The organism is Klebsiella pneumoniae (assembly GCF_000742135.1).
Lineage (GTDB): Bacteria > Pseudomonadota > Gammaproteobacteria > Enterobacterales > Enterobacteriaceae > Klebsiella > Klebsiella pneumoniae.
Window position 1 is genome coordinate 4573118 of the sequence record NZ_KN046818.1, and the last position, 25733, is coordinate 4598850.

The following is a 25733-nucleotide window of genomic DNA, read 5'->3' on the forward strand; positions in this document are numbered from 1 at the left end:
ATATCGCCTCTTTTAGGACTATTTTTGTATGAATAAGTTTCCTGTACGGCGCAGCGATGCTGCGCGCCAGGGGAAACTTAAGTAGAATCCGCCCGCAGGATCAGACTAAAGAGGTTACCCATGCACGATAGCACATTAGAAACGCGCCTTGCGGAGCTGGAAAGCCGGCTGGCGTTTCAGGAAATCACCATCGAAGACCTCAACAAAACCGTGACCGCCCACGAGATCGAGATGGCGAAGATGCGGGAGCATATGCGTCTGATGATCGAGAAGCTTAAGGCGACCCAACCCTCCCATATCGCCTCCCAGGCGGAAGAGACGCCACCGCCGCACTATTGAGGCGTAAAAAAAGCGGGTTTCCCCGCTTTTTTGTCGTCTTCGTGCCGAAGCGCAAAGATTAGTGGCAGCCGCAGCCACCGTGGCCGCCGCAGCCGCCTTTACCATGGTCGTGACCATGATCGTGGCCGTGGCCGCCGCAGCAACCGTCATGACCATGGTCATGATCGTGATCGTGGCCATGCGCGCCGTGCACGTGACCGTGCTCCAGCTCTTCCGCAGTCGCTTCGCGGATGGCGACGACTTCCACATTAAACTTCAGGTTCTGACCAGCCAGCATGTGGTTGCCATCAACCACAACGTGGTCGTCTTCAACTTCAGTGATTTCTACTGGTACCGGACCCTGATCGGTTTCCGCCAGGAAGCGCATGCCAACCTGCAGTTCATCAACGCCCATGAAGACGTCTTTCGGTACACGCTGCACCAGGTTTTCGTCATACTGACCGTAAGCGTCGTTAGCGCCGACGGCAACGTCAAATTTGTCGCCCACTTCGTGGCCATCCAGCGCGTTTTCCAGGCCGGAAATCAGGGAGCCGTGACCGTGCAGGTAATCCAGCGGCGCGCTTACCGGAGACTCATCAACCAACACACCGTCTTCTGTACGTACCTGATAGGCCAGGCTGACCACCAGGTCTTTTGCTACTTTCATGATATCTCCTGAGATGGGAAGAATAGTGGCGCAGATTGTAGCGGAATTCTGCTGCCGTGTACCCTTTAGCTTAAAAAAAGCCGACGGATAACGCTAGTCGGGATGAAAAATGCCAATCACCTGCTCCTCTTTGCGTACATGCTCACGGGCCTCTTTATCTGCCTCACGCATCTGATGACCGCACTTAACGCACTCAACAACATCGACATTATTCTCACGCCACATTGCCAGCGAATCCTGCGCCTGGCACGCCGGACATTTCGCCCCGGCAATAAAACGTTTACGCACTGCCATAAGATTTACCTTTATTCAAACTCGTCCCAGCCGTCCAGCTGCCGGCTCTCTTTCTGCATTTCGCGCTGGAAAATCTCTTCCAGTTCGCGCCGGGCCTCCCGCACGCGTGATATCTGTACCGTATCAGTATGCACTGGCATTAGCTCGCGCAGCATTCGCATATCGAGGCGTCGGAAGTGCAGCTGCGCGCGCTGGGCCTGGTGAGGATGCATCCCGAGGGTGATGAGCGCTTTGCGCCCCAGCTCCAACGCACTGGAGAAAGTTTCGCGAGAAAACTGCGTCACGCCGGCCTGCAGCAGCTCATGCGCCTCAACGCGCCCGCGAGCGCGGGCCAGAATATGCAGATGTGGAAAGTGTTGTTGACACATTTCCACCAGCCGCATGGTATCTTCTGGCTCATTACAGGTGATGACGATCGACTGCGCCTCTTCCGCTCCCGCCGAGCGCAGCAGCTCCAGCTGGGTGGCATCGCCAAAATAGACTTTATAGCCATAGTTGCGCATCAGATTTACCGCGCTGATGTCCCGCTCCAGTACCGTAATACGCATCTTATTGGCCATCAGCAGGCGACCAATGACCTGACCAAAGCGACCAAACCCGACAATAATCACCTGCGGCTTGTCATCCTCCACCCACGGCGCCTCACCGGTATCGTCCGCCGGGTTCAGCCGTCGCGACAATAGCTTATCTATCCCCTTCATCAGCAGCGGCGTCGTCATCATCGACAACGTTACCGCCACCAGCAGCAGCGCCATCTGGTCGTGCTGAAACAACCGCTGAGAGGCGGGCAGCGAAAAGAGGACAAACGCGAACTCGCCGCCCTGGCTTAATACGCCCGCGAACTGCATCCGCTCGGAACTTCGCAGGCCATAGAGACGGGCCAGCAGATAGAGCACCAGCATTTTTACCGCCACCAGCACCGCCACGCTCACCGCCACCCACAGCAGATGGGTATACAGTACGCCAAGGTTCAGCGCCATGCCGACGGAAATAAAGAACAACCCGAGCAGCAGCCCCTTGAACGGATCGATAGCGATCTCCAGTTCGTGGCGATACTCACTTTCCGCCAGCAGCACGCCGGCAATAAAGGTGCCCAGCGCCATCGACAGCCCCAGCGCCTCCATAAACAGGGCAGATCCGAGGACCAACAGCAGCGTGGCGGCAGTGAACACCTCCCTGACCCCCGAGCTGGCGATAAAACGGAACACCGGCCGCAGCAGATAGCGTCCGCCAATCAGCATCCCGGCAAAGGCCAGGACCTTCATGCCGACCGTCAACCAGTTCACATGCTCATCCGCTGAACCGGCCAGCAGGGGCACCAGCGCCAGCGCCGGGATCACCGCCAGATCCTGAAACAGCAGCACCGAAAAGCCTAGCTGTCCCGCTTCGCTGCGGCTCATTCCCTTCTCACGCATCAGCTGCAGCGCCATGGCGGTGGAAGACATCGCCAGGCCGATCCCGCCGACCACCGCCGCCTGCCATGAAAACCCGGTCGTCATCAGCAACCCACCGAGGATCGCCGCGCTGAGCATCACCTGCGCCGCGCCAACGCCGAAGATGGAGCTCCGCAGTCGCCATAGCTTGGCGGGATTGAGCTCCAGGCCGATGATAAACATCAGAAACACTACGCCGAGCTCAGAGAAATGGAGAATTTCATCCACATCGCTGATAAACCCGAGCCCCCACGGACCAATGGCGATCCCGGCCAGCAGATAGCCCAGCACCGCGCCAATCCCCAGTCTTGAAGCCAGAGGGACGGCGATGACGGCCGCGAACAAAAACAACACCCCCGCCAGCAGCAAATCAGATCCCGCCATGGACACCTCCGGCGGCGATGGGGTTGGCCAACCAGTCCCGGTAGGCCAGGGCGCGGCTGCGCAGCTCCTCTGGCTGCTGCCTCCGGGCCCAGTAGACGATAATGGGGCTCATCCAGTGCATACGGCACATGCCGGCGGTCAGTTCAAAAGGACGTAAAATATCGTTCATCGGATAGCGATTAGCATCGCGACGGTAGGCGCTCTCAGGCTCGCCGGTGGTGATCACGCTGCGCCAGTACTTTCCCGCCAGTTCGTTCCCTCCGGCGCCGCTGGCGAAGCCGCGGCTTAACACACGATCCAGCCACTCCTTAAGCAGCGCCGGACAGCTCCAGGTATATAAAGGGTGCTGGAAAACAATCACCTCATGCTGGCGCAGCAGGTCCTGTTCGTAAGCAATATCGATAAAAAAATCCGGATAGTGCGCGTAGAGATCGTGCACGGTGACGTTCGGCAACTGTAAGGCCGGCTCTAATAAAACCCGGTTGGCCACGGAATCCTGAGATTCTGGGTGGGCATACAGCAGCAACACTTTCGCTGTCTGAGACATCATTCCCCTCCCGTAGGTCTTCTGGCGGCCTGCACAGCCCCGGCGTTTTGACACAGCCAGAATGACTTTGTGTATCGTCTTCGTTTTGGGCTACCATGGCGGCCCGGTGAAGCGATTCGCTTCCACACTACATTATCATAATGACAAATTAACATAGTCTGAACATACGGCGCCTTATGATTGTTTTCTCCTCGTTACAAATTCGTCGCGGCGTACGCGTCCTGCTGGACAACGCCACCGCTACCATCAATCCTGGCCAAAAGGTCGGTCTGGTGGGGAAAAACGGCTGCGGGAAATCGACGCTGCTATCGCTTTTGAAAAACGAGTTAAGCGCTGACGGCGGCAGTATGACCTTTCCCGGCAACTGGCAGCTGGCCTGGGTGAATCAGGAAACCCCGGCGCTACCGCAGCCGGCAATCGATTATGTCATTGACGGCGATCGAGAGTATCGCCAGCTGGAGGCCGCGCTCCAGCAGGCTAACGAACGCAACGACGGTCATGCTATCGCCACCGTCCACGGTAAGCTGGACGCCATCGACGCCTGGACGATCCGTTCGCGCGCCGCCAGCCTGCTGCACGGTCTGGGTTTCAGCAATGAACAGCTTGAGCGGCCGGTCAGCGATTTTTCCGGCGGCTGGCGTATGCGCCTTAACCTCGCCCAGGCGCTGATCTGCCGCTCCGATCTGCTGCTGCTCGATGAACCGACTAACCACCTCGATCTCGATGCGGTGATCTGGCTGGAGAAGTGGCTGAAGGGCTATACGGGAACGCTGATCCTCATCTCCCACGATCGCGATTTTCTCGATCCTATCGTCGACAAAATTATCCATATCGAACAGCAGACCATGTTTGAGTACACCGGCAACTACAGTTCGTTTGAAGTGCAGCGCGCCACCCGCCTCGCTCAGCAGCAGGCGATGTACGAAAGCCAGCAGCAGCGCGTCGCGCACCTGCAAAGCTATATCGATCGCTTCCGTGCCAAAGCCACCAAGGCCAAGCAGGCGCAAAGCCGGATCAAAATGCTGGAGCGGATGGAGCTTATCGCTCCGGCGCACGTGGATAACCCGTTCCACTTCAGCTTCCGCCAGCCGGAGAGCTTGCCTAACCCGCTGCTGAAGATGGAGAAAGTCAGCGCCGGCTACGGCGAGCGTATTATTCTCGACTCCATCAAGCTTAACCTGGTGCCGGGCTCGCGTATCGGCCTGCTGGGCCGCAACGGCGCCGGGAAGTCGACGCTGATTAAGCTGCTGGCAGGCGAACTCCAGCCAGTAAGCGGCGAGATCGGCCTCGCGAAAGGCATCAAGCTCGGCTACTTCGCCCAGCATCAGCTGGAATTCCTGCGCGCCGATGAGTCGCCGCTGCAGCACCTGGCGCGTCTGGCGCCGCAGGAGCTGGAGCAGAAGCTGCGTGATTATCTCGGCGGCTTTGGTTTCCAGGGCGATAAGGTGAGCGAAGAAACCCGCCGCTTCTCCGGTGGAGAAAAGGCGCGCCTGGTACTGGCCCTGATCGTCTGGCAGCGCCCTAACCTGCTGCTGCTCGATGAACCGACCAACCACCTTGACCTCGATATGCGTCAGGCCTTAACCGAAGCGCTGATCGACTTTGAAGGGGCGCTGGTGGTCGTATCGCACGATCGGCACCTGATCCGTTCCACCACTGACGATCTGTACCTCGTCCACGATGGTAAAGTCGAGCCGTTCGACGGCGATCTGGAAGATTATCAGCAGTGGCTCAGCGACTCGCAAAAACAGGAGTCCCAGAGCGGCGAGGCGCCAAAAGAGAGCGGCAATAGCGCCCAGGCGCGCAAAGACCAGAAACGTCGGGAAGCGGAGCTGCGCAGCCAGACCCAACCGCTGCGCAAAGAGATCGCCCGTCTGGAAAAAGAGATGGACAAGCTCAACGCGCAGTTGGCCAGTGCGGAAGAAAAACTTGGCGACAGTGAGCTTTATGACGCCTCACGTAAAGCCGAGCTGACCGAATGCCTGCAGCAACAGGCCAGCGCGAAGTCCGGGCTGGAGGAGTGCGAGATGGCCTGGCTGGAGGCCCAGGAGCAGCTGGAGCGCATGCTTCAGGAAGGCTAAACTCTTCCTCTTCATCCTGCCTGCGCGTACGCTGCCGCTGGCAGGGTGGGTTTCTGCCCTCTTCATGGCCTGGCCATCAGCGACATCAATGATTTGTTTTTGCTGTAAGCTGGCGTCACTGGCCGCAAGACCACATATTGGCTAACCCCCTGCATGCCCTGCGCGGTATAGTCATCATCACGTTTATTAATTGTTCTGGTGCTATGGTTGAAATCATCCCCACAGACATGACGCCCCCCGAAAACGATTCGCGTGAGTTCCATCCGATGCGCGGCGTGGGCAATCGTCATCTGCAAACCATGCTGCCGCGGCTGATTCGCCGTAAATTGCGCTTTACCCCGCACTGGCAGCGCCTTGAGCTGCCGGACGGCGATTTTGTCGATCTGGCCTGGAGCGAAGACCCGCACCAGGCGCGCCATAAGCCGCGCCTCGTCGTTTTTCACGGCCTGGAAGGCAGTCTGCACAGCCCGTACGCCCATGGTCTGATCCACGCGGCGATGCAGCGCGGCTGGCTGGGCGTGGTGATGCATTTCCGCGGCTGCAGCGGCGAACCTAACCGCAATCACCGCATCTATCACTCCGGCGAAACGGAAGATGGCACCTGGTTTTTGCACTGGCTGAAGCGCGAGTTTGGTCCCGCGCCGACCGCGGCCGTCGGCTATTCGCTGGGCGGCAATATGCTGGGCTGCCTGCTGGCAGAGGAAGGCGACCGCTGCCCGCTGGATGCGGCGGTGATCGTCTCCGCGCCTTTCATGCTCGAAGCCTGCAGCTATCATATGGATAAGGGCTTCTCGCGGGTTTATCAGCGCTATCTGCTCAATCTGTTAAAAGCCAACGCTTCACGCAAGCTGAAAGCGTACCCGGGCTCGCTGCCCGTCGATTTACGCCAGCTCAAAGGGATGCGCCGCATCCGGGAATTTGACGATATGATCACCGCCAAAATCCATGGCTTTGCCGATGCGCTGGATTATTACCGGCAATGCAGCGCCATGCCGCGGCTCAGCGATATCACTAAGCCGACGCTCATCATTCACGCGAAAGACGATCCGTTTATGGATCACCACTCTATTCCGCCGCAGGAGCAACTGCCCGCGAACGTAGAGTATCAATTGACCGAGCAAGGCGGCCACGTTGGCTTTGTCAGCGGCACTCTGCGTAAACCGGAGATGTGGCTGGAAAGACGCATTCCCGACTGGTTAAACCGCTGGCTGGAGGTTCCCGTATGATTATTCCCTGGCAGGATCTGGATCCCGAAACGCTGGATAACCTGATTGAAAGCTTTGTGTTACGTGAAGGCACCGATTATGGTGAATATGAACGTTCACTTGCCGATAAAGTCGCCGATGTAAAACAGCAGCTGAAACGCGGAGAGGCGGTCCTTGTGTGGTCGGAACTGCATGAGACAGTCAATATTATGCCGCGCGCGCTGTTTAACGGCTAAGGCGACGCCACTACATCGTTTAACCAGGGAGTTGTTATGTCTGCCAAACATCCGGTGATCGCCGTCACGGGCTCCAGCGGCGCGGGCACTACCACCACCAGCCTTGCCTTTCGCAAAATCTTCGCGCAGCTAAACCTGCACGCCGCGGAGGTGGAAGGCGATAGCTTTCATCGCTACACCCGCCCGGAAATGGACATGGCGATCCGTAAGGCGCGGGATCAGGGCAAACATATCAGCTACTTTGGCCCGGAGGCGAACGACTTCGGCCTGCTGGAGCAGACCTTTGTCGACTATGGTCGCCACGGCAAAGGTCAGTCGCGGAAATATCTGCACACCTATGACGAAGCCGTGCCGTGGAATCAGGTGCCGGGGACCTTTACCCCCTGGCAGCCGCTGCCGGAGCCGACAGACGTACTGTTCTATGAGGGGCTGCACGGCGGGGTTGTCACGCCGCAGCATGATGTCGCCAGCCATGTCGACCTGCTGGTCGGGGTGGTGCCTATCGTTAACCTCGAATGGATCCAAAAGCTTATTCGCGACACCAGCGAACGCGGCCACTCCCGGGAGGCGGTGATGGACTCGGTCGTCCGCTCGATGGAAGATTACATCAACTTCATTACCCCGCAATTTTCCCGCACCCATATCAACTTTCAGCGCGTGCCGACGGTGGACACCTCCAACCCGTTTGCCGCCAAAGCGATCCCCTCGCTGGACGAGAGCTTTGTGGTGATCCATTTCCGCAATCTGCAGAATATCGATTTCCCCTGGCTGTTGGCGATGCTGCAGGGCTCGTTTATCTCGCACATGAACACCCTGGTGGTGCCGGGCGGTAAAATGGGGCTGGCGATGGAGCTTATCATGACGCCGCTGGTCGAGCGCCTGATGGAAGGCCGTAAGATAGGCTAACCAAAAAACCCCGGCCTGGCCGGGGTTGAGATTCGATACAACGGCAGGCGAAGACTACGCCTCGATCACTTCATAGGAGTGAGTGATGTTCACCGCTTTTTCCAGCATCAGCGCCACCGAGCAGTATTTCTCTGCCGACAGGTCCACCGCCCGGGAGACCGCGGCATCTTTCAGCGCCTTGCCGGTGACGATAAAATGCAGATTAATATGCGTGAACAGACGCGGAGCCTCTTCGCGACGCTCGGAGGTCAGCTTCACTTCGCAATTGGTCACGTCGTGACGACCTTTTTGCAGAATGGAGACCACATCGATCGCACTGCAACCGCCCGCCGCCATCAGCACCATCTCCATCGGGCTGGGAGCCTTATCCCCGGAGTTGCCATCCATCAGAATCTGGTGTCCCGATGCGGACTCCCCGATAAAGGTTAACCCTTCTACCCATTTCACACGCGCTTGCATAAAATTTAACTCCAGTATCGCAATATTCCTGTCAGATTACGCGCACATAACAATTCTCGCAACGGAAGGCGACCTGCGTCATGCTGAAGCGAGACACCAGGAGACATGCAGCGAAAGCTATGCTAAAACAGTCTGGATGCTACAGTAATACATTGATGTACTGCATGTATGCAGAGGAGTTCACATTACGGGCTGTCGAAAAATCATCAGCCAGCTTCCCAGGTATAGGGAAACAATACGATTGCATGCCCGGACGCCGTGTAGTGTCGGCGCCCGGAGATAGCTTATAACAGAGGATAACCGCGCATGGTGCTTGGCAAACCGCAAACAGACCCTACCCTTGAATGGTTCTTGTCTCATTGCCACATTCATAAGTACCCATCAAAGAGCACGCTGATCCACCAGGGTGAAAAAGCAGAAACGCTGTACTACATCGTTAAAGGCTCCGTGGCTGTACTCATCAAGGATGAAGAAGGTAAAGAGATGATCCTCTCCTACCTCAACCAGGGCGATTTCATCGGTGAATTAGGCCTGTTTGAAGAGGGTCAGGAGCGTAGCGCCTGGGTACGGGCGAAAACCGCATGTGAAGTGGCCGAAATCTCTTATAAGAAATTCCGTCAGCTGATCCAGGTGAACCCGGACATTCTGATGCGTCTCTCTTCGCAAATGGCTCGCCGTCTGCAGGTCACGTCTGAGAAAGTGGGCAACCTGGCCTTCCTCGACGTGACGGGCCGTATCGCCCAGACGCTGCTGAACCTGGCGAAGCAACCGGATGCCATGACCCACCCGGACGGTATGCAAATTAAAATTACCCGCCAGGAAATTGGTCAGATCGTCGGCTGCTCTCGTGAAACCGTTGGTCGTATTTTGAAAATGCTGGAAGATCAGAACCTGATTTCCGCGCACGGTAAAACCATCGTCGTCTACGGCACCCGTTAAGTTGCTAAGCGGCGTATTGCTCCCGCAGTACGCCGTTTTTGTTTTTCCCTCATGTGGCGCAGGCTGATTTACCACCCGGAAGTCAACTATGCACTGCGGCAAACGCTGGTGCTGTGTCTGCCCGTGGCCATCGGTCTTCTGCTCGGCCATCTCCAGCAGGGGCTGTTATTTTCCTTAGTCCCCGCCTGCTGCAACATTGCCGGTCTTGATACCCCGCATAAGCGCTTTTTCAAACGCCTGATTATCGGCGGCTGCCTGTTTGCCGGATGCAGTCTGGTGGTGCAGTTGCTGCTTGCCCAGTCGATACCCCTGCCGTTTATTCTCAGCGGCCTGGCGCTCTTGCTCGGCGTTACCGCGGAGATCAGTTCGCTGCACGCGCGGCTGCTGCCCGCGTCGCTGATCGCCGCCATCTTTACCCTGAGCCTGGCGGGCAATATGCCCATCTGGGAGCCGCTGCTGATCTACGCCTTCGGCACGCTGTGGTACGGCGTGTTTAACTGGTTCTGGTTCTGGCTGTGGCGCGAACAGCCGCTACGGGAGTCGCTTAGCCTGCTTTACCGGGAGCTGGCGGACTACTGTGAAGCCAAATACAGCCTGCTGACCCAGCATACCGATCCCTCGACCGCCCTGCCGCCGCTGCTCACCCGCCAGCAGAAAGTGGTCGATCTGATTACCCAGTGCTATCAGCAGATGCATATGCTGGCCGCTAACCAACGCAACGATCATAAGCGCCTGCTGCGGGCGTTTCAGATGGGGCTGGATCTGCAGGAGCATATTTCGGTCAGCCTGCATCAGCCGGAAGAGGTGCAAAAGCTGGTGGAACGCAGCCATGCCGAAGCGGTGATCCGCTGGAACGCGCAGACCGTCGCCGCCCGCCTGCGCGTGCTGGCGGATGACATGCTCTATCATCGCTTTCCAAAGCGCTTTCAGATGGATAAACAGATCGAGGCTCTGGAAAAGATCGCCAGACAACATCCGGATAACCCGGTCGGCCACTTCTGCGCCTGGCACTTCAGCCGCATCGCCCGGGTGCTGCATACCCAGCGCCCGCTGTATGCCCGGGACCTGATGGCCGACAAAGAGCGTCGTTTACCGCTATTGCCCGCGCTAAAGAACTACCTGTCGCTAAAATCGCCCGCGCTGCGCAATGCCGCCCGCATCAGCGTGATGCTGAGCGTCGCCAGCCTGATGGGCAACGCCCTGCACTTGCCTAAGCCCTACTGGATCCTGATGACGGTGCTTTTCGTCACCCAGAACGGCTATGGCGCCACCCGGGTGCGTATTGTTCACCGGGCGGCAGGGACGCTCGCCGGCCTGACGATCGCCGGGCTGACCTTGCATTTTCACGTTCCGGAGAGCTACACCCTGAGCGGGATGCTGCTGATTACCCTGCTCAGCTATCTGATCATTCGCAAACACTATGGCTGGGCGATGGTTGGGTTTACGGTGACGGCGGTATATACCCTGCAGCTGCTGACGCTTAACGGCGAACAGTTTATTATCGCCCGGCTGATCGACACCCTTATCGGCTGCCTGATCGCCTTCGGCGGGATGGTCTGGCTGTGGCCGCAGTGGCAGAGCGGCCTGCTGAAAAAAAACGCCCACGATGCGCTGGAGGCCGACCAGCAGGCAATTCGCCTGATCCTCAGCGCCGATCCAAAAGCCCCCGCGCTGGCCTATCAACGCATGCGCGTCAACCAGGCGCACAACGCGCTCTACAACTCCCTGAATCAGGCGATGCAGGAACCCGGGTTTAATACCCACTATCTGGAAGATATGAAGCTGTGGGTGACGCACAGCCAGTTTATCGTCGAACACATCAACGCTATGACCACCCTGGCCCGGGAGCATACGATGCTGACCCCGGATCTTGCCCAGCGCTATCTCGAATCCTGTGAGATTGCGCTGCAGCGCTGCCAGCAGCGGCTGGACAGCGATGGTCCCGGCAGCGCAGGGGATGCCAATATTATGGAGTCGCCGGAAAGCGAGGCGCCGATCGGTCCGTTAAGCACCATGGAGCAGCATCTGCAACGCATTCTGGGCCATCTGAACACCATGCACACCATTTCGTCAGTGGCATGGCGTCAGCGGCCGCACCATGGCATCTGGCTGCGGAAGATCAACCGTTAATCACCTTTGCCACCGCCTGGGCAAAGCGCGCCATCCCTTCAGTAATATCCTGCTCGTCGATGATTAGCGAGGGAACAAAACGCATCACGTCCGGCCCGGCGTTGAGCACCATGACGCCGGCGTCGGCCGCGGCATAGAGGAAATCACGCGCGCGGCCTTTGTGCTGCGGCTTGAGTTCCGCGCCGATCAGCAGGCCCATCCCGCGTATATCACTGAACAGATCAAACTCGGCATCCAGCCGCTGCAGGTGTTTGACGAACAGTTCGCGCTTCGCGCTCACGCCATCCAGCACCGCCGGGGTATTGATCAGATCGAAGGCGGCGTTGGCGACCGCGCAGGCCAGCGGGTTGCCGCCGTAGGTTGAGCCATGGGAGCCCGCATGGAAGGCGCTGGCGATCTCGTGGGTGGTCAGCATGGCGCTGACCGGGAAGCCGCCGCCCAGCGCTTTGGCGCTGGTCAGAATATCCGGGGTCACGCCGTAGTGCATATAGGCGAACAGCGATCCGGTACGCCCCATACCACACTGTACTTCATCAAAGACGAGCAGCGCCTGGTGCTGATCGCACAGCTCGCGCAGTCCCTGCAGGAAAGCCGGCGTGGCCGCCGTCACGCCGCCTTCGCCCTGAATCGGCTCCACCACCACCGCGCAGGTGTGGTCATCCATCACCGCTTTTACCGCCTGCAGATCGTTGAAGGGAACATGGACAATATCCGCCGGTTTTGGGCCGAAACCATCGGAATACTTCGGCTGACCGCCGACGGAAACGGTAAACAGGGAGCGGCCATGAAAGGCATTATGGAAGGCGATGATTTTGGTTTTATACGGGCTATGGCGGGTCACCGCATAGTGACGCGCCAGCTTAAAGGCCGTTTCATTGGCTTCGGTGCCGGAGTTCATAAACACCACGCGCTCGGCGAAGGTAGCCTCGACAAGTTTACGTCCCAGACGCAGCGCCGGCTCATTGGTAAAGACGTTGCTGGTGTGCCACAGCGTTTCGCCCTGCTGATGCAGCGCCGCCACCAGCGCCGGATGGCAATGACCAAGCGCCGTCACCGCGATACCGCCGGCGAAATCGATATACTCTTTCCCCTGCTGATCCCAGACGCGGCTGCCTTTCCCCTTCACCGGGATGAATTCTGCCGGTGCATAAATTGGCAAAATAACTTCATCGAATGTGGCGCGGGTGATTGCCGGTTGTTCAGTTGCCATGTCTTGCCCATCCCTCTTCGTTACGCAGATGCGATTATGATAATCAAATCACAAAATATGCATAAAAAATCAGTCAATAGCAACTGAAAATCACCGTTTCAAAAAGTTGGCCAGCAATTGATGGCCCTGCTCGCTGAGGATGCTTTCCGGATGAAACTGCACGCCCTCGAGATCCCATTCGCGGTGACGGATCCCCATAATCTCACCGCTGGCGCTGCGGGCAGTGACGTTAAACTCGGACGGGAGCGTCGGCGGGTCAATCACCAGCGAGTGATAGCGGGTCACCGTCAGGGGATTATTCAGCCCCTGAAACACCCCTTCGCCGTTATGCTCGATAAGCGAGGTTTTGCCATGCATCACCTGGGCCGCCCGCACGATAGTCGCGCCAAACGCCTGGGCGATCGCCTGATGCCCGAGACAGACGCCCAGCAGCGGCGTTTTTCCGGCATAGTGGCGGATAACCGCGAGGGAAATCCCCGCCTCATCCGGCGTGCAGGGGCCTGGCGAGATCACGATTTTCTCCGGCGCCAGCGCCGCTATCTCCTCCAGCGTCAACGCATCGTTGCGCCTGACCAGTACTTCCGCCCCCAGTTCGCAGAAGTACTGATACAGATTCCAGGTGAAAGAGTCATAGTTATCGATAAGCAGGATCATAGCGGCTCCGGAACAATCAAAACCGGGCTATTCTACTCAGATTCCCGCGCTTCGCTTACCACTTTGCGAAAGATCGCCACCAGCGGGGCCAGATCGCCCATCGCGCTCTGCTGGCAGGCCGCACTCCAGCCGGCGGGGTCAACGTCACGCCAGTTAAGAAGGTAGCCGGCATGTATCGCCAGCTGTTCAAAGAAAATGCGCTGGGTCAGGCCATTGCCAAGACGAAAAGGGTGCAGCACATTAATTTCACCATAGAACCAGCTCAGGCGTTCGATGAAGGTATCGCGCGGCAGGCCACTGAGATAATCCTCCTGCTCAAGGGCCTGCATCAGGGCATTCCCCTCCTCCTCGATCCGGGCAAAGTGGCAGAACGGCGTATCGCCCAGGTAGAGGTTCACTTCACGCAAGCGGCCCGCCCAGTCAAACAGATCCTGATACAACTGGTGATGAATAGCGCACAGATAGGGTAAGCCGCGCACCCGCGGGCCCAGCGGCAGAGTGGCCGCCCGCAGCGCTGTCATCTCAAAGGCGGCCTGCTGCAGATTTTTAGCCTGGCGGATGCCGAGACGGTTGCGCAGTACGTTCAGCGCCGGATAGAGATAAGGATCGCGTTCATCGCCGAATTTATCGCTCATACTCCCTCCGCAACGTCGCCAGACGCGCCAGCGCCTCTTCGGCAGTCAGCGTAACCAGCGGCACCGTCACGCCTTCAAGGCGACGGCTGGCCTGAAAATTGGTATTGCGTGTCTGTTCCCAGAGTCGGGATTTTTGCTTATCGGTGAGTGGACGCATCGTCGCCCCCCTTATCGTCCCCTGTGTGCCACAAGTATAAGCAGCAATTTCAGGTTATGCCGGGAGGCGACCGGGCGCGGCGATAGACCACCGCGCCGCGGGAGGATTAGGGCAGCACTTTCGCAGAGAGGATAACGACCGGTTTGGTCGGCACATTCTGGTACGGACCAACGTTATGGGTCTGGACCTGGGAGATCTTATCCGCAACATCCATCCCCTTCACCACTTTGCCGAATACCGCATAGCCAAAGTCGCGCTGGCCATGGTCGAGGAAGGCGTTATCCGCCACGTTGATGAAGAACTGACTGGTGGCGCTATCCTGATCGGCGGTACGCGCCATCGCGATGGTGCCGCGGGTGTTGCGCAGGCCGTTGTCTGCTTCATTCTTGATCGGCGGGTTAGGCTGCTTCTGCTGCATCTGTTCGTTAAAGCCGCCGCCCTGCACCATGAATCCCGGGATCACGCGGTGAAAGGTGGTGTTGTTGTAGAAGCCGCTGTTGACGTACTTCAGGAAGTTATCCACGGAAATCGGGGCTTTCTGGCTGTTTAACTCAAGCTCAATGTTACCTGCCGAAGTGGTCAGCAGCACATGCGGATCGCCCTTTGCCGCCATGGCCGGGGAGAACGCTGAAATAGCGAAAACGGCAGCCATCGCCGCCAGTGTTGATTTGAGCATGGAAATTCCTTAACGGAGCAGAATAAAAGCGAGTGCCTTGATTCTAAAGAGCCTTTGCATCCTGGGCCAGCCTTTTACCAAATTTTACTTAGCTGTAATAATTGTAACCGCGCAAACGATCTCCTTTGCAGCGAACAAGCGTGATGCAGATCACATTAAAACATGCAAAAGATAACCTATTACACAATAAACATTTAATTACATCACCTGAACGAATAAAATCTGTCCGCCCGGCGCAGCGTCAACGCGCTTTACCTTTCTATTCACAGGCCAGTCATGACTAACAGCAACCGTATTAAGCTCACATGGATCAGCTTCTTCTCCTACGCCCTGACCGGCGCGTTGGTGATCGTCACCGGGATGGTGATGGGTAACATTGCGGATTATTTCCATCTGCCCGTTTCCAGTATGAGCAACACCTTTACCTTTCTGAACGCCGGTATTCTTATCTCCATCTTCCTCAATGCCTGGCTGATGGAAATCGTGCCGCTGAAAACTCAGCTGCGCTTTGGCTTTATTTTGATGGTGCTGGCGGTGGCCGGCCTGATGCTCAGCCACAGCCTGGCGCTGTTCTCCGCGTCAATGTTCGTTCTTGGCCTAGTGAGCGGGATCACCATGTCGATCGGGACCTTCCTGATCACCCATATGTATGAAGGCCGTCAGCGCGGGGCGCGTCTGCTGTTTACCGACTCCTTCTTTAGCATGGCGGGCATGATTTTCCCGATGGTCGCCGCCGTCCTGCTGGCGCGCAGCATCGAGTGGTACTGGGTCTACGCCTGTATTGGTCTGGTGTATGTCGCTATTTTCGTCCTGACTTTCGGCTGTGATTTCCCGGTGCTGGGCAAAAAAGCCCAGAGCGAAAACAGCCAGCCGGTGGTGAAAGAGAAGTGGGGCATCGGCGTACTGTTCCTCTCCGTTGCGGCGCTGTGCTACATCCTCGGTCAGCTGGGCTTTATCTCCTGGGTACCGGAATATGCGAAGAGCCTGGGCATGAGCCTCGGCGACGCCGGTAAACTGGTGAGCGATTTCTGGATGTCCTACATGATCGGCATGTGGTCATTCAGCTTCATCCTGCGCTTCTTCGACCTGCAGCGTATCTTAACCGTCCTCGCCGGGCTCGCGACGGTGCTGATGTACCTGTTTATCAATGGTTCGCCGGAGCATATGCCGTGGTTTATTCTGACCCTGGGCTTCTTCTCCAGCGCCATTTACACCTCGATCATTACGCTCGGTTCGCAGCAGACGCGGGTCGCTTCGCCGAAGCTGGTGAACTTTATCCTCACCTGCGGCACCATCGGCACCATGCTCACTTTCGTGGTCACCGGCCCGATTGTGGCGGCCAGCGGTCCCCTGGCCGCGCTGCACACCGCTAACGGCCTCTATGCCGTGGTATTCGTAATGTGCTTTATCCTCGGCTTCGTCTCCCGTCATCGCCAGAACAACGCTCAGGCGGCGTCTCACTAAGCCTTCGGCCCCTTTGCATCCGCAAGGGGGCTGTTCCTCATAAAAGAAAGCTCCTCGCCACCGCGGTCAGTTTGGATCCAGCTTTGCGCCGGCTGGGTGGTCGCGATCACCCTTCCCTGGCGAATTGACCAGCGCACCGGCACCTGGCAGCGGACGGCCTCAAAGCCATTCTCCGCCGGGAGAATGATCAGGTTAGCCGGGTTGCCGCTGACAATGCCGTAATCCTCGAGGCCAAACGTGCGGGCGCTGTTGTCGGTGATAAGCTGCAGGCCGTCGTTGATCTGCTGGTAGCCCATCAGCTGGCAAACATGGAGCCCCATATGCAGGACCTGCAGCATATTGCCGGTCCCCAGCGGGTACCACGGGTCAAAGACGTCATCATGACCAAAGCAAACGTTGATCCCCGCCGCCAACAGCTCCTTCACCCGGGTAATGCCCCGTCGCTTCGGGTAGTCGTCAAACCGGCCCTGCAGATGAATATTCACCAGCGGATTGGCGACAAAGTTGATGCCGGAGAGCTTAAGCAAGCGGAACAGACGCGAGGTATAAGCGCCATTATAGGAGTGCATAGCGGTGGTATGGCTGGCCGTTACCTGCGGCCCTATCCCCGCTTTCAGCGCCAGCGCGGCAACGGTTTCAACAAAGCGCGACTGCTCATCGTCAATTTCATCGCAGTGAATATCCAGTGGGCGGTCATATTGCTGCGCCAGACGGAAGGCGATATGCAGCGATTCCACACCATATTCACGGGTGAACTCAAAATGCGGGATCGCCCCGACAACGTCCGCCCCCAGCTTGAGGGCCTCCTCCAGCAGCGCCTCGCCGTTGGGGTAAGAGAGGATCCCCTCCTGTGGGAAAGCGACAATCTGTAACTCGACCCATGGCGCCACCTCCTGTTTGACCTCCAGCATCGCCTTCAGCGCCGTTAACGTGGGATCGGAAACATCGACATGAGTGCGGACAAACTGCACGCCATTGGCGATCTGCCACTTCAGGGTTTTCCACGCCCGGGCTTTGACGTCCTCATGGCTGAGCAGCGCTTTCCGCTCCGCCCAGCGCTCAATCCCCTCGAACAGAGTACCGGACTGATTCCAGTTCGGCTCGCCGGCCGTCTGGGTGGTATCCAGATGGATATGCGGCTCGATAAAAGGCGGGATCGCTAGCCCGCCGCGAGCGTTCAATACCTCGTAGCTTTCATCGTGCGCCTCCCCCATCGGCGTGATCGCGCCAAAGCGGCCCTTATCAATGGCTATTTGCCACAGGCCGTCGCGGTCTGCCAGGCGTACGTTCTGAATCAACCAAAGCGGCGCTGCTGTCATATCACCCTCTCTATTCAATACGGCTTGTTTTCTGTCTAACCCCAATCGCGGCTTACCCAATTCTTGTACACAAAATCAGCAAAAAGGAAAAGTCAGCGTTTTCCATGACTTATAAAAATACTGACAAATCAAACGCATACCCATTAAGTGGTAGGTGAAGTTGTCATTGATTTGCATCAATAAGCCTGATGGCTGAATCGTTAAGGTAGGCGGTAATAGAAAAGAAATCGAGGCAAAAATGAGCAAAGTCAGAATCGCTATTATCGGTAACGGCATGGTTGGCCATCGCTTTATCGAAGAGCTTCTCGATAAGGCGCCTGCCGGACAGTTCGACATTACCGTGTTCTGTGAAGAACCGCGTATCGCCTACGACCGCGTCCACCTGTCGTCTTATTTCTCCCATCACACTGCGGAAGAACTGTCGCTGGTACGCGAAGGTTTCTATGAGAAACACGGCGTCAAGGTGCTGGTCGGCGAACGGGCGATCACCATCAACCGCCAGGAGAAAGTGATCCACTCCAGCGCCGGGCGTACCGTGTTCTACGACAAGCTGATTATGGCGACCGGCTCATACCCGTGGATCCCGCCGATTAAAGGCGCGGAAACCCAGGATTGCTTCGTCTATCGCACTATTGAAGATCTTAACGCCATCGAATCCTGCGCCCGCCGCAGCAAACGCGGCGCGGTAGTCGGCGGCGGCCTGCTCGGCCTGGAAGCGGCCGGCGCGTTGAAAAACCTCGGCGTGGAAACCCATGTTATCGAATTCGCGCCGATGCTGATGGCCGAACAGCTCGACCAGATGGGCGGCGAGCAGTTGCGGCGCAAAATCGAAAGCATGGGCGTGAAAGTTCACACCAGCAAAAACACCAAAGAGATTGTTCAGCAGGGCACCGAGGCGCGCAAAACCATGCACTTCGCCGACGGTAGCGAGCTGCAGGTCGATTTCATCGTCTTCTCAACCGGGATCCGCCCGCGCGATAAGCTGGCCACCCAGTGCGGGCTGGCGGTCGCCCAGCGCGGCGGCATCATGGTCAACGATAGCTGCCAGACCTCCGATCCGGATATCTATGCCATCGGGGAATGCGCCAGCTGGAACAACCGCGTCTACGGTCTGGTCGCCCCCGGCTATAAAATGGCCCAGGTGGCCGTCGACCATCTCCTCGGCAGTGAAAATAGCTTCACCGGCGCCGACCTCAGCGCCAAGCTGAAGCTGTTGGGTGTGGACGTGGGCGGGATCGGCGATGCCCACGGCCGCACGCCGGGCGCCCGTAGCTACGTCTATCTCGACGAAAGCAAAGAAGTTTATAAGCGCCTGATCGTCAGCGCCGACAACAAAACGCTGCTCGGCGCGGTACTGGTCGGCGACACCAGCGACTACGGCAATCTGCTGCAGCTGGTGCTCAACGCCATCGAGCTGCCGGAAAATCCGGATTCGCTGATCCTCCCGGCCCACGCCGGCAGCGGCAAGCCATCGATCGGCGTGGATAAACTGCCGGACAGCGCGCAGATCTGCTCCTGCTTTGACGTCAGCAAAGGCGACCTGATCGCCGCTATCAACAAAGGCTGCCACACCGTGGCGGCGCTGAAAGCGGAAACCAAAGCCGGGACCGGCTGCGGGGGCTGTATTCCGCTGGTCACTCAGGTGCTCAACGCCGAGCTGGCGAAACAGGGCATCGAGGTCAACAACAATCTGTGCGAACACTTCGCTTACTCCCGTCAGGAGCTGTTCCACCTGATCCGCGTGGAAGGCATTAAAACCTTCGACGAACTGCTGGAAAAACACGGTCAGGGCTACGGCTGTGAAGTCTGTAAGCCGACCGTCGGTTCCCTGCTGGCCTCCTGCTGGAATGAGTACATCCTCAAGCCGCAGCACACGCCGCTGCAGGACAGCAACGACAACTTCCTCGCCAACATTCAGAAAGATGGTACCTATTCGGTGATCCCGCGCTCAGCTGGCGGCGAAATCACGCCGGAAGGGCTGGTCGCCGTGGGCCGCATCGCGCGTGAATTCAATCTGTACACCAAAATCACCGGCTCTCAGCGCATCGGCCTGTTTGGCGCGCAGAAAGACGACCTGCCGGAGATCTGGCGGCAGCTAATTGAAGCGGGATTCGAAACCGGCCACGCCTACGCCAAAGCGTTGCGAATGGCGAAAACCTGCGTCGGCAGCACCTGGTGCCGCTACGGCGTTGGCGACAGCGTCGGCTTCGGCGTGGAACTGGAAAACCGCTACAAAGGCATCCGCACCCCGCACAAAATGAAGTTCGGCGTCTCCGGCTGCACCCGCGAATGTGCCGAGGCTCAGGGCAAAGACGTCGGGATCATCGCCACCGAGAAAGGCTGGAACCTGTACGTGTGCGGTAATGGCGGGATGAAGCCGCGTCACGCCGATCTACTGGCCGCGGACCTCGATCGCGATACGCTCATCAAATATCTCGACCGCTTTATGATGTTCTACATCCGCACCGCCGATAAGCTGACCCGCACTGCCCCGTGGCTGGACAATATGGAAGGCGGTATCGACTATCTGCGCAGCGTCATCATCGATGACAAGCTCGGTCTGAACGACCATCTGGAAGAAGAGCTGGCTCGCCTGCGCGCCGCCTTCGCCTGCGAGTGGACCGAGACCGTCAACAACCCGGCGGCGCAGACCCGCTTCAAACACTTTATCAACAGCGACCAGCGCGACCCGAACGTTCAGGTGGTGCCGGAACGTGACCAGCACCGCCCGGCCACGCCGTATGAGCGTATCCCGGTTACTCTGGTGGAGGAAAAAGCATGAGCCAGTGGGTAAATATCTGCAGCATCGACGACATCCTGCCGGCCACCGGCGTCTGCGCCCTGCTCGGTCAGCAGCAGGTGGCGATCTTCCGTCCCTACCATGACGACAGAGTATTCGCCATCAGCAACATTGATCCGTTCTTCAACGCCAGCGTACTGTCTCGCGGGATTATCGCCGAGCATGACGGCGCGCTATGGGTCGCCAGCCCGCTGAAAAAACAGCGCTTCCGCCTGAGCGACGGCCTGTGCATGGAAGATGCCAGCCACTCTATCGCCCGCTTCGACGCCCGCGTGAAAGACGGACACGTTCAGCTTAAAGCGTAAGTCCTTCTCCCTCCCCCCGGCCACGGGGGGAGATATAAGTAACAGTTCTGACCGACAGCGCATGAGTGCGGGATATGTCGCATGTTTTGTATTACCTTTGCTGCTATTCTACGACCACTCGTTTTCTACCCCTTATTTTTATGAGGTTATTCTGTGGATCACTTACCCATATTCTGCCAGTTGCGCCAGCGCGATTGTTTACTGGTTGGCGGCGGGGATGTCGCCGAACGCAAAGCCCGTCTGCTGCTGGATGCTGGCGCTAACGTTACGGTCAATGCGCTCGACTTCACGCCCCAGTTTCAGGTGTGGGCTGATTCACAGATGCTAACTCTGGTGCAGGGGGAGTTTATCCCCTCGCTGCTGGATAACTGCTGGCTGGCCATCGCCGCTACTGATGATGAGACGGTCAACCAGCAGGTTAGCGAGGCGGCCGAAGCGCGGCGTATCTTCTGTAACGTGGTGGATGCCCCGCGCCAGGCCAGCTTTATCATGCCGTCGATCATCGATCGCTCGCCGCTGATGGTCGCCGTCTCCTCGGGCGGGACATCACCGGTTCTGGCGCGCCTGCTGCGCGAGAAACTGGAGTCAATTCTGCCCCTACATCTCGGCCAGCTGGCCCGCTATGCCGGCCATCTGCGCGCGCGGGTTAAGCAGCAGTTTGCCACCGTAGGCGAGCGTCGCCGCTTCTGGGAGAAGCTGTTTGTTAACGACCGTCTGGCGCAGTCGCTGGCTAATGACGATCGGCAGGCAGTCGCGGATACCACTGAGCAGTTGCTGACGGAGCCGTTGGAGCATCGCGGCGAGGTGGTGCTGGTTGGCGCCGGCCCCGGTGACGCCGGGCTGCTCACGCTCAAAGGCCTGCAGCAGATCCAGCAGGCTGACGTGGTGGTCTATGATCGGCTGGTCTCCGATGACGTCATGAATCTGGTGCGCCGCGATGCCGACCGGGTGTTCGTCGGCAAACGTTCTGGCTACCACTGCGTCCCGCAGGAGGAGATCAACCAGATCCTGCTGCGCGAAGCGCAAAAAGGAAGACGCGTGGTCCGGCTGAAAGGCGGCGATCCCTTTATCTTTGGCCGCGGGGGGGAAGAGCTGGAGACGCTTTGCGAGGCGGGCATCCCCTTCTCCGTTGTGCCTGGCATTACCGCCGCCTCCGGCTGCTCCGCTTATTCGGGGATCCCCTTGACCCACCGCGATTTCGCGCAGGGCGTCCGCCTGGTCACTGGCCACCTGAAAACCGGCGGCGAGCTGGACTGGGCGAACCTGGCGGTGGAGAAGCAAACCCTGGTGTTCTACATGGGTCTGAACCAGGCGCCGGCGATCCGCGAGAAGCTTATCGCTCACGGCATGGCTGAAGATATGCCCGCCGCCATCGTCGAGAACGGCACCGCTGTGACGCAAAAAGTGGTCAGCGGCACCTTAGGACAACTGGATATTCTGGCGCAGCAGATGGCCAGCCCGGCGCTGATCATCGTTGGCCGCGTGGTCGGTCTGCGGGATAAACTGAACTGGTTTTCGAACCATTAACCTTGCCTCCCATAAAGTGACAGGCATAAAAAAGGGCGGGATAGCATCCCGCCCTTTTAGCTGTTGCGTCGCTTACGGCTTGGCGACAAAGCCAATCGCTTCGTATACCGCTTTCAGGGTTTGAGAAGCCCGCGCGCTGGCCTTTTCCGCGCCGTCTTTCATCACCTGATTGAGAAACGCTTCGTCGTTACGGAAACGGTGATAGCGCTCCTGCAGGTCAATCAGCATGCCCGATACCGCTTCGGCGACTTCGCCTTTCAGGTGGCCATACATTTTGCCTTCAAAATGCTGTTCCAGCTCAGGAATAGTTTTCCCGGTAACCGCGGAAAGGATATCCAGCAGGTTGGAGACGCCCGCTTTCTCTTTCAGATCGTAACGCACTACCGGCGGCTCGTCGGAGTCGGTGACCGCACGTTTAATCTTCTTGACCACCGATTTCGGATCTTCCAGCAGGCCGATGACGTTGTTGCGGTTGTCGTCGGACTTGGACATCTTTTTCGTCGGCTCCAGCAGCGACATCACGCGCGCGCCGGATTTAGGGATAAACGGCTCAGGCACTTTAAAAATATCGCCGTAGATGGCGTTAAAACGCTGGGCGATATCGCGGCTTAGCTCAAGGTGCTGTTTCTGATCTTCGCCCACCGGAACCTGGTTGGTCTGGTACAGCAGAATGTCAGCGGCCATCAGTACCGGATAATCAAACAGACCGGCGTTGATGTTCTCCGCGTAGCGCGCTGACTTGTCTTTAAACTGAGTCATGCGGCTCAGTTCGCCGAAATAGGTGTAGCAGTTCAGCGCCCAGCCTAGCTGGGCATGTTCCGGCACGTGCGACTGCACGAAGATAGTGCTTTTCTGCGGGTCGATGCCGCAGGCCAGATACAGCGCCAGGGTGTCCAGCGTCGCCTTGCGCAGCTGCTGCGGATCCTGGCGCACGGTGATGGCGTGCTGGTCCACGATGCAATAGATGCAGTGGTAATCGTCCTGCATGTTTACCCACTGACGCAGCGCACCCATATAGTTGCCAATGGTCAGTTCACCTGAGGGCTGTGCGCCACTAAAAACGATGGGCTTAGTCATGTTTCAATTCCTGAGTTTCACTGTGCGGTAACCCGAGAGCGGGTAAGAGTTCGTTAAACTGGTCGAAGAGATAGTCCGGCTCGCTCAGCGCAAGCGGTTCACCATAGTTATAACCGTAGGTCAGACCAACAGAGCAGCAGCCTGCCGCTTTGGCCGCCTGAATATCATTGCGCGAATCGCCGACAAACAGCAGCTCGGCTGGAGCCAGAGAGAGCTTTTCCGCCACCAGCAGCAGCGGTTCCGGATGCGGCTTTTTATTCTGCACGTCATCGCCGCCAATCACCACGGTAAAATATTTCGCAATATCGAGCGCGTCCAACAGCGGGGCGACAAACGGCGTCGGCTTATTTGTAACCAGCGCCAGCGGCAGGCCTTTGGCATGCAGCGCGCCGAGCGTATCGGCCACCGCCGGGAACAGGAAACTGCCCTCTTCCGCCGCTTCGGCGTAATAGCGGTCAAACAGTTTACGCAAAATGCGCAGCTGCTCGTCTTGCGGAATATCATGATCGTCGACGGAAGGCTTGCCCATCGCCGCACGTAACGTTGCTCGCTCCTGACGAGCCCAGGTCAGCGCCCGCTCCATCAGGACATCGGCGCCGTTACCGATCCAGGTGATAACGCGTTCTTCTCCCGCCACCGGCAGCTCCAGGGCGTACAGAGCGTTATCAACCGCCGAGGTTAGACCCGGCGCGCTGTCCACCAGCGTGCCGTCGAGATCAAATGCGATGCCGCGGATCGCCTGTAATTTATCCATGACTCACCTTCGCTAATTCACTACGCATTTGATCAATGACTTGCTTGTAGTCCGGCTGACCGAAGATCGCCGAACCGGCAACAAACATATCCGCACCCGCCGCGGCGATTTCGCCGATATTGCTGGCTTTCACGCCGCCATCCACTTCCAGGCGGATGTCGTAGCCGGACGCATCGATGCGCTGGCGCACTTCACGCAGTTTATCCAGCGTCTGGGGAATAAAGGACTGGCCGCCAAAGCCCGGGTTAACCGACATCAGCAGGATCACGTCCAGCTTATCCATCACGTAATCGAGGTAGCTCAGCGGCGTCGCCGGGTTAAACACCAGGCCCGCTTTACAGCCGTGCTCTTTGATAAGCTGCAGGCTGCGATCGACGTGTTCGGAGGCTTCCGGATGGAAGGTGATAATGCTGGCGCCGGCTTCGGCAAAATCAGGAATGATGCGGTCGACCGGCTTCACCATCAGGTGAACGTCGATTGGCGCGGTAATACCGTAATTACGCAGTGACTTCAGCACCATCGGGCCAATCGTCAGGTTTGGCACGTAGTGGTTGTCCATAACGTCGAAGTGCACGACATCCGCACCCGCCGCCAGCGCCTTCGCGGTATCCTCACCCAGACGGGCAAAATCAGCCGACAGAATCGAAGGGGCAATCAAATACTGCTTCATCCGCATCTCCTTGAAATTTATTTGGTCTTAGGCGGACGGTAGAGCGCTAATAGCTCGTCCACCTTTTTACGCGTACCACCGTTGCTGCTGATGCTGCGCCGAACCTTCACAATATGCGTTTCTGCCGCGTTTTTATACCATTCCTGCGTCAGCGGCGTGCGGTGGTTGGAAATCAGCACCGGGATGCGCTTTTTCATCAGCGATTCCGCCTTTTGCGCCAGCAGTACCTGTTGTTCCAGGTTGAAACTGTTGGTGTGGTAGGCGGTAAAGTTCGCCGTCGCCGTTAGCGGCGCATAGGGCGGATCGCAATACACCACTGTGCGGCTATCCGCACGTTGCATGCACTCTTCGTAAGATTCGCAGTAAAACTCGGCGTTTTGCGCCTTCTCGGCGAAATGATAGAGCTCAGCTTCGGGGAAATAGGGCTTTTTATAACGGCCAAACGGCACATTGAACTCGCCGCGCAGATTGTAGCGGCACAGGCCGTTGTAGCCGTGACGGTTCAAATACAGGAACAGCACCGCGCGACGCAGCGGATCCTGGCTTTGGTTAAATTCATCACGATACAGGTAGTAGCGCTCAGCGACGTTATTTTCCGGGGTAAACATCTCACGGGCGGCGGCGACGTATTCGTCGGTGCGCAGTTTGACGATGTTGTACAGGCCGATTAAGTCACTGTTGATATCCGCGAGGATATAACGAGAAAAGTCGGTATTAAGAAATACCGACCCGGCGCCCACAAAGGGCTCGATCAAGCACTCGCCTTCCGGCAAATGCTTTTTAATATCGTCAAGCAGGGGGAACTTTCCCCCTGCCCACTTCAGAAAAGCGCGATTCTTTTTCATGCTGCCTAACTAATTACACGTTCTCCGGCTGTGGAGAAAGC

26 protein-coding genes are annotated in these 25733 nt (G+C 57.8%); 11 read left to right on the forward strand and 15 right to left on the reverse strand.

The annotated features are described in order from the left end of the window. Nucleotides 1–120: 120 nt before the first annotated feature. Nucleotides 121–339, forward strand: coding sequence for a protein SlyX (locus DR88_RS04250; protein ID WP_002920136.1), 219 nt, complete (start codon nt 121–123; stop codon nt 337–339). A 58-nt stretch (nt 340–397) separates the two neighbouring features. Here the strand turns inward: DR88_RS04250 and slyD are convergent, their stop codons facing one another. From slyD to kefG, 4 genes are all read right to left on the reverse strand, one after another. After that, a complete protein-coding gene (gene slyD, locus DR88_RS04245) occupies nt 398–985 on the reverse strand; it encodes a peptidylprolyl isomerase (protein WP_002920140.1) in 588 nt (195 codons plus the stop codon). A 93-nt stretch (nt 986–1078) separates the two neighbouring features. Continuing rightward, nucleotides 1079–1279 (reverse strand): YheV family putative zinc ribbon protein, encoded by a 201-nt coding sequence (locus DR88_RS04240; protein WP_002920143.1) that lies wholly within the window; start codon nt 1277–1279, stop codon nt 1079–1081. 11 nt (nt 1280–1290) lie between these two features. Then, entirely contained in the window at nt 1291–3096 is a 1806-nt protein-coding gene (gene kefB, locus DR88_RS04235; RefSeq protein ID WP_004150031.1) for a glutathione-regulated potassium-efflux system protein KefB, read from the reverse strand. Further along, nucleotides 3083–3646 (reverse strand): glutathione-regulated potassium-efflux system ancillary protein KefG, encoded by a 564-nt coding sequence (gene kefG, locus DR88_RS04230; RefSeq protein WP_004151401.1) that lies wholly within the window; start codon nt 3644–3646, stop codon nt 3083–3085. Before kefG ends, kefB begins: the two co-directional genes overlap by 14 nt. 173 nt (nt 3647–3819) lie before the next feature. Here kefG and DR88_RS04225 point away from each other — a divergent pair, with 173 nt between their 5' ends. The 4 genes from DR88_RS04225 to DR88_RS04210 all read left to right on the forward strand — a co-directional run bounded on the left by DR88_RS04225 (nt 3820) and on the right by DR88_RS04210 (nt 8071). Next, a complete protein-coding gene (locus DR88_RS04225) occupies nt 3820–5724 on the forward strand; it encodes an ABC transporter ATP-binding protein (RefSeq protein ID WP_004150033.1) in 1905 nt (634 codons plus the stop codon). Between the two features lie 227 nt (nt 5725–5951). Beyond that, entirely contained in the window at nt 5952–6950 is a 999-nt protein-coding gene (locus tag DR88_RS04220) for a hydrolase (RefSeq protein WP_024264627.1), read from the forward strand. After that, the gene (locus DR88_RS04215) at nt 6947–7165 is read left to right on the forward strand and encodes a YheU family protein (RefSeq protein ID WP_004174055.1); all 219 of its coding nucleotides are present in this window, start codon (nt 6947–6949) and stop codon (nt 7163–7165) included. The genes DR88_RS04220 and DR88_RS04215 overlap by 4 nt, the downstream gene beginning before the upstream one ends. Nucleotides 7166–7201: 36 nt before the next feature. Then, nucleotides 7202–8071, forward strand: coding sequence for a phosphoribulokinase (locus DR88_RS04210; RefSeq protein WP_002920153.1), 870 nt, complete (start codon nt 7202–7204; stop codon nt 8069–8071). 54 nt (nt 8072–8125) lie between these two features. Here DR88_RS04210 and DR88_RS04205 read toward each other — a convergent pair whose 3' ends face one another. Further along, complete coding sequence (locus DR88_RS04205; protein WP_002920158.1) at nt 8126–8530, reverse strand: OsmC family protein; 405 nt, start codon at nt 8528–8530, stop codon at nt 8126–8128. 306 nt (nt 8531–8836) lie between these two features. On the opposite strand from DR88_RS04205, the gene crp reads away from it, so the two are divergent. Both crp and DR88_RS04195 read left to right on the forward strand, forming a co-directional pair. After that, entirely contained in the window at nt 8837–9469 is a 633-nt protein-coding gene (crp, locus tag DR88_RS04200) for a cAMP-activated global transcriptional regulator CRP (RefSeq protein WP_000242758.1), read from the forward strand. 51 nt (nt 9470–9520) lie between these two features. Further along, on the forward strand, nt 9521–11599 hold the full coding sequence (locus DR88_RS04195) for a YccS/YhfK family putative transporter (RefSeq protein ID WP_004150035.1): 2079 nt from the start codon (nt 9521–9523) through the stop codon (nt 11597–11599). Here the strand turns inward: DR88_RS04195 and argD are convergent. From argD to ppiA, 5 genes are all read right to left on the reverse strand, one after another. After that, nucleotides 11589–12809: a bifunctional acetylornithine/succinyldiaminopimelate transaminase gene (gene argD / locus DR88_RS04190; RefSeq protein WP_004174049.1), complete on the reverse strand. Its 1221-nt coding sequence runs from the start codon at nt 12807–12809 to the stop codon at nt 11589–11591. The genes DR88_RS04195 and argD overlap by 11 nt on opposite strands. A gap of 90 nt (nt 12810–12899) precedes the next feature. Beyond that, on the reverse strand, nt 12900–13463 hold the full coding sequence (gene pabA, locus DR88_RS04185; protein WP_002920229.1) for an aminodeoxychorismate synthase component 2: 564 nt from the start codon (nt 13461–13463) through the stop codon (nt 12900–12902). Nucleotides 13464–13495: 32 nt separating this feature from the next. Beyond that, nucleotides 13496–14098: a putative adenosine monophosphate-protein transferase Fic gene (locus DR88_RS04180; protein WP_002920230.1), complete on the reverse strand. Its 603-nt coding sequence runs from the start codon at nt 14096–14098 to the stop codon at nt 13496–13498. Further along, complete coding sequence (gene ficA, locus DR88_RS04175; protein WP_002920231.1) at nt 14088–14255, reverse strand: FicA/YhfG family antitoxin; 168 nt, start codon at nt 14253–14255, stop codon at nt 14088–14090. Before ficA ends, DR88_RS04180 begins: the two co-directional genes overlap by 11 nt. A 106-nt stretch (nt 14256–14361) precedes the next feature. Next, complete coding sequence (gene ppiA, locus DR88_RS04170) at nt 14362–14931, reverse strand: peptidylprolyl isomerase A (protein ID WP_002920238.1); 570 nt, start codon at nt 14929–14931, stop codon at nt 14362–14364. A 276-nt stretch (nt 14932–15207) separates the two neighbouring features. On the opposite strand from ppiA, the gene tsgA reads away from it, so the two are divergent. Then, nucleotides 15208–16395 (forward strand): MFS transporter TsgA, encoded by a 1188-nt coding sequence (tsgA, locus tag DR88_RS04165; RefSeq protein ID WP_002920240.1) that lies wholly within the window; start codon nt 15208–15210, stop codon nt 16393–16395. Here the strand turns inward: tsgA and DR88_RS04160 are convergent. Beyond that, nucleotides 16392–17714, reverse strand: a complete 1323-nt coding sequence (locus DR88_RS04160; RefSeq protein ID WP_025861255.1) for a cytosine deaminase — start codon at nt 17712–17714, stop codon at nt 16392–16394. The two genes, tsgA and DR88_RS04160, sit on opposite strands and share 4 nt — an antisense overlap. Nucleotides 17715–17952: 238 nt before the next feature. On the opposite strand from DR88_RS04160, the gene nirB reads away from it, so the two are divergent. The 3 genes from nirB to cysG all read left to right on the forward strand — a co-directional run bounded on the left by nirB (nt 17953) and on the right by cysG (nt 22346). Next, nucleotides 17953–20496 (forward strand): nitrite reductase large subunit NirB, encoded by a 2544-nt coding sequence (gene nirB, locus DR88_RS04155; protein ID WP_002920243.1) that lies wholly within the window; start codon nt 17953–17955, stop codon nt 20494–20496. Beyond that, nucleotides 20493–20819, forward strand: a complete 327-nt coding sequence (gene nirD, locus DR88_RS04150) for a nitrite reductase small subunit NirD (protein ID WP_002920249.1) — start codon at nt 20493–20495, stop codon at nt 20817–20819. The genes nirB and nirD overlap by 4 nt, the downstream gene beginning before the upstream one ends. Nucleotides 20820–20972: 153 nt before the next feature. Next, nucleotides 20973–22346, forward strand: coding sequence for a siroheme synthase CysG (gene cysG / locus DR88_RS04145; protein ID WP_004150044.1), 1374 nt, complete (start codon nt 20973–20975; stop codon nt 22344–22346). A 72-nt stretch (nt 22347–22418) separates the two neighbouring features. Here cysG and trpS read toward each other — a convergent pair whose 3' ends face one another. Genes trpS through dam form a run of 4 tightly spaced genes read right to left on the reverse strand, consistent with a single transcriptional unit; the run spans nt 22419 to nt 25692 of the window. After that, entirely contained in the window at nt 22419–23423 is a 1005-nt protein-coding gene (gene trpS, locus DR88_RS04140; protein ID WP_002920253.1) for a tryptophan--tRNA ligase, read from the reverse strand. Next, complete coding sequence (gene gph, locus DR88_RS04135) at nt 23416–24177, reverse strand: phosphoglycolate phosphatase (protein WP_004188345.1); 762 nt, start codon at nt 24175–24177, stop codon at nt 23416–23418. The genes trpS and gph overlap by 8 nt, the downstream gene beginning before the upstream one ends. Further along, nucleotides 24170–24847, reverse strand: coding sequence for a ribulose-phosphate 3-epimerase (gene rpe / locus DR88_RS04130; protein ID WP_002920259.1), 678 nt, complete (start codon nt 24845–24847; stop codon nt 24170–24172). Before rpe ends, gph begins: the two co-directional genes overlap by 8 nt. 17 nt (nt 24848–24864) lie before the next feature. Continuing rightward, a complete protein-coding gene (gene dam / locus DR88_RS04125) occupies nt 24865–25692 on the reverse strand; it encodes an adenine-specific DNA-methyltransferase (RefSeq protein ID WP_002920260.1) in 828 nt (275 codons plus the stop codon). Nucleotides 25693–25733 lie beyond the last annotated feature (41 nt).

What these genes read in the sequence shown, in the direction of transcription:
- DR88_RS04220 (WP_024264627.1), top strand. Translation starts at nt 5,952, where the DNA reads ATGACGCCCCCCGAAAACGATTCGCGTGAGTTCCATCCGATGCGCGGC.
- DR88_RS04225 (WP_004150033.1), top strand. Translation starts at nt 3,820, where the DNA reads ATGATTGTTTTCTCCTCGTTACAAATTCGTCGCGGCGTACGCGTCCTG.
- trpS (WP_002920253.1), bottom strand. Translation starts at nt 23,423, where the DNA reads ATGACTAAGCCCATCGTTTTTAGTGGCGCACAGCCCTCAGGTGAACTG.
- DR88_RS04195 (WP_004150035.1), top strand. Translation starts at nt 9,521, where the DNA reads ATGTGGCGCAGGCTGATTTACCACCCGGAAGTCAACTATGCACTGCGG.
- kefB (WP_004150031.1), bottom strand. Translation starts at nt 3,096, where the DNA reads ATGGCGGGATCTGATTTGCTGCTGGCGGGGGTGTTGTTTTTGTTCGCG.
- DR88_RS04205 (WP_002920158.1), bottom strand. Translation starts at nt 8,530, where the DNA reads ATGCAAGCGCGTGTGAAATGGGTAGAAGGGTTAACCTTTATCGGGGAG.
- DR88_RS04180 (WP_002920230.1), bottom strand. Translation starts at nt 14,098, where the DNA reads ATGAGCGATAAATTCGGCGATGAACGCGATCCTTATCTCTATCCGGCG.
- kefG (WP_004151401.1), bottom strand. Translation starts at nt 3,646, where the DNA reads ATGATGTCTCAGACAGCGAAAGTGTTGCTGCTGTATGCCCACCCAGAA.
- ppiA (WP_002920238.1), bottom strand. Translation starts at nt 14,931, where the DNA reads ATGCTCAAATCAACACTGGCGGCGATGGCTGCCGTTTTCGCTATTTCA.
- gph (WP_004188345.1), bottom strand. Translation starts at nt 24,177, where the DNA reads ATGGATAAATTACAGGCGATCCGCGGCATCGCATTTGATCTCGACGGC.
- crp (WP_000242758.1), top strand. Translation starts at nt 8,837, where the DNA reads ATGGTGCTTGGCAAACCGCAAACAGACCCTACCCTTGAATGGTTCTTG.
- tsgA (WP_002920240.1), top strand. Translation starts at nt 15,208, where the DNA reads ATGACTAACAGCAACCGTATTAAGCTCACATGGATCAGCTTCTTCTCC.
- DR88_RS04240 (WP_002920143.1), bottom strand. Translation starts at nt 1,279, where the DNA reads ATGGCAGTGCGTAAACGTTTTATTGCCGGGGCGAAATGTCCGGCGTGC.
- nirB (WP_002920243.1), top strand. Translation starts at nt 17,953, where the DNA reads ATGAGCAAAGTCAGAATCGCTATTATCGGTAACGGCATGGTTGGCCAT.
- DR88_RS04160 (WP_025861255.1), bottom strand. Translation starts at nt 17,714, where the DNA reads ATGACAGCAGCGCCGCTTTGGTTGATTCAGAACGTACGCCTGGCAGAC.
- pabA (WP_002920229.1), bottom strand. Translation starts at nt 13,463, where the DNA reads ATGATCCTGCTTATCGATAACTATGACTCTTTCACCTGGAATCTGTAT.
- DR88_RS04250 (WP_002920136.1), top strand. Translation starts at nt 121, where the DNA reads ATGCACGATAGCACATTAGAAACGCGCCTTGCGGAGCTGGAAAGCCGG.
- nirD (WP_002920249.1), top strand. Translation starts at nt 20,493, where the DNA reads ATGAGCCAGTGGGTAAATATCTGCAGCATCGACGACATCCTGCCGGCC.
- slyD (WP_002920140.1), bottom strand. Translation starts at nt 985, where the DNA reads ATGAAAGTAGCAAAAGACCTGGTGGTCAGCCTGGCCTATCAGGTACGT.
- dam (WP_002920260.1), bottom strand. Translation starts at nt 25,692, where the DNA reads ATGAAAAAGAATCGCGCTTTTCTGAAGTGGGCAGGGGGAAAGTTCCCC.
- DR88_RS04215 (WP_004174055.1), top strand. Translation starts at nt 6,947, where the DNA reads ATGATTATTCCCTGGCAGGATCTGGATCCCGAAACGCTGGATAACCTG.
- DR88_RS04210 (WP_002920153.1), top strand. Translation starts at nt 7,202, where the DNA reads ATGTCTGCCAAACATCCGGTGATCGCCGTCACGGGCTCCAGCGGCGCG.
- ficA (WP_002920231.1), bottom strand. Translation starts at nt 14,255, where the DNA reads ATGCGTCCACTCACCGATAAGCAAAAATCCCGACTCTGGGAACAGACA.
- rpe (WP_002920259.1), bottom strand. Translation starts at nt 24,847, where the DNA reads ATGAAGCAGTATTTGATTGCCCCTTCGATTCTGTCGGCTGATTTTGCC.
- argD (WP_004174049.1), bottom strand. Translation starts at nt 12,809, where the DNA reads ATGGCAACTGAACAACCGGCAATCACCCGCGCCACATTCGATGAAGTT.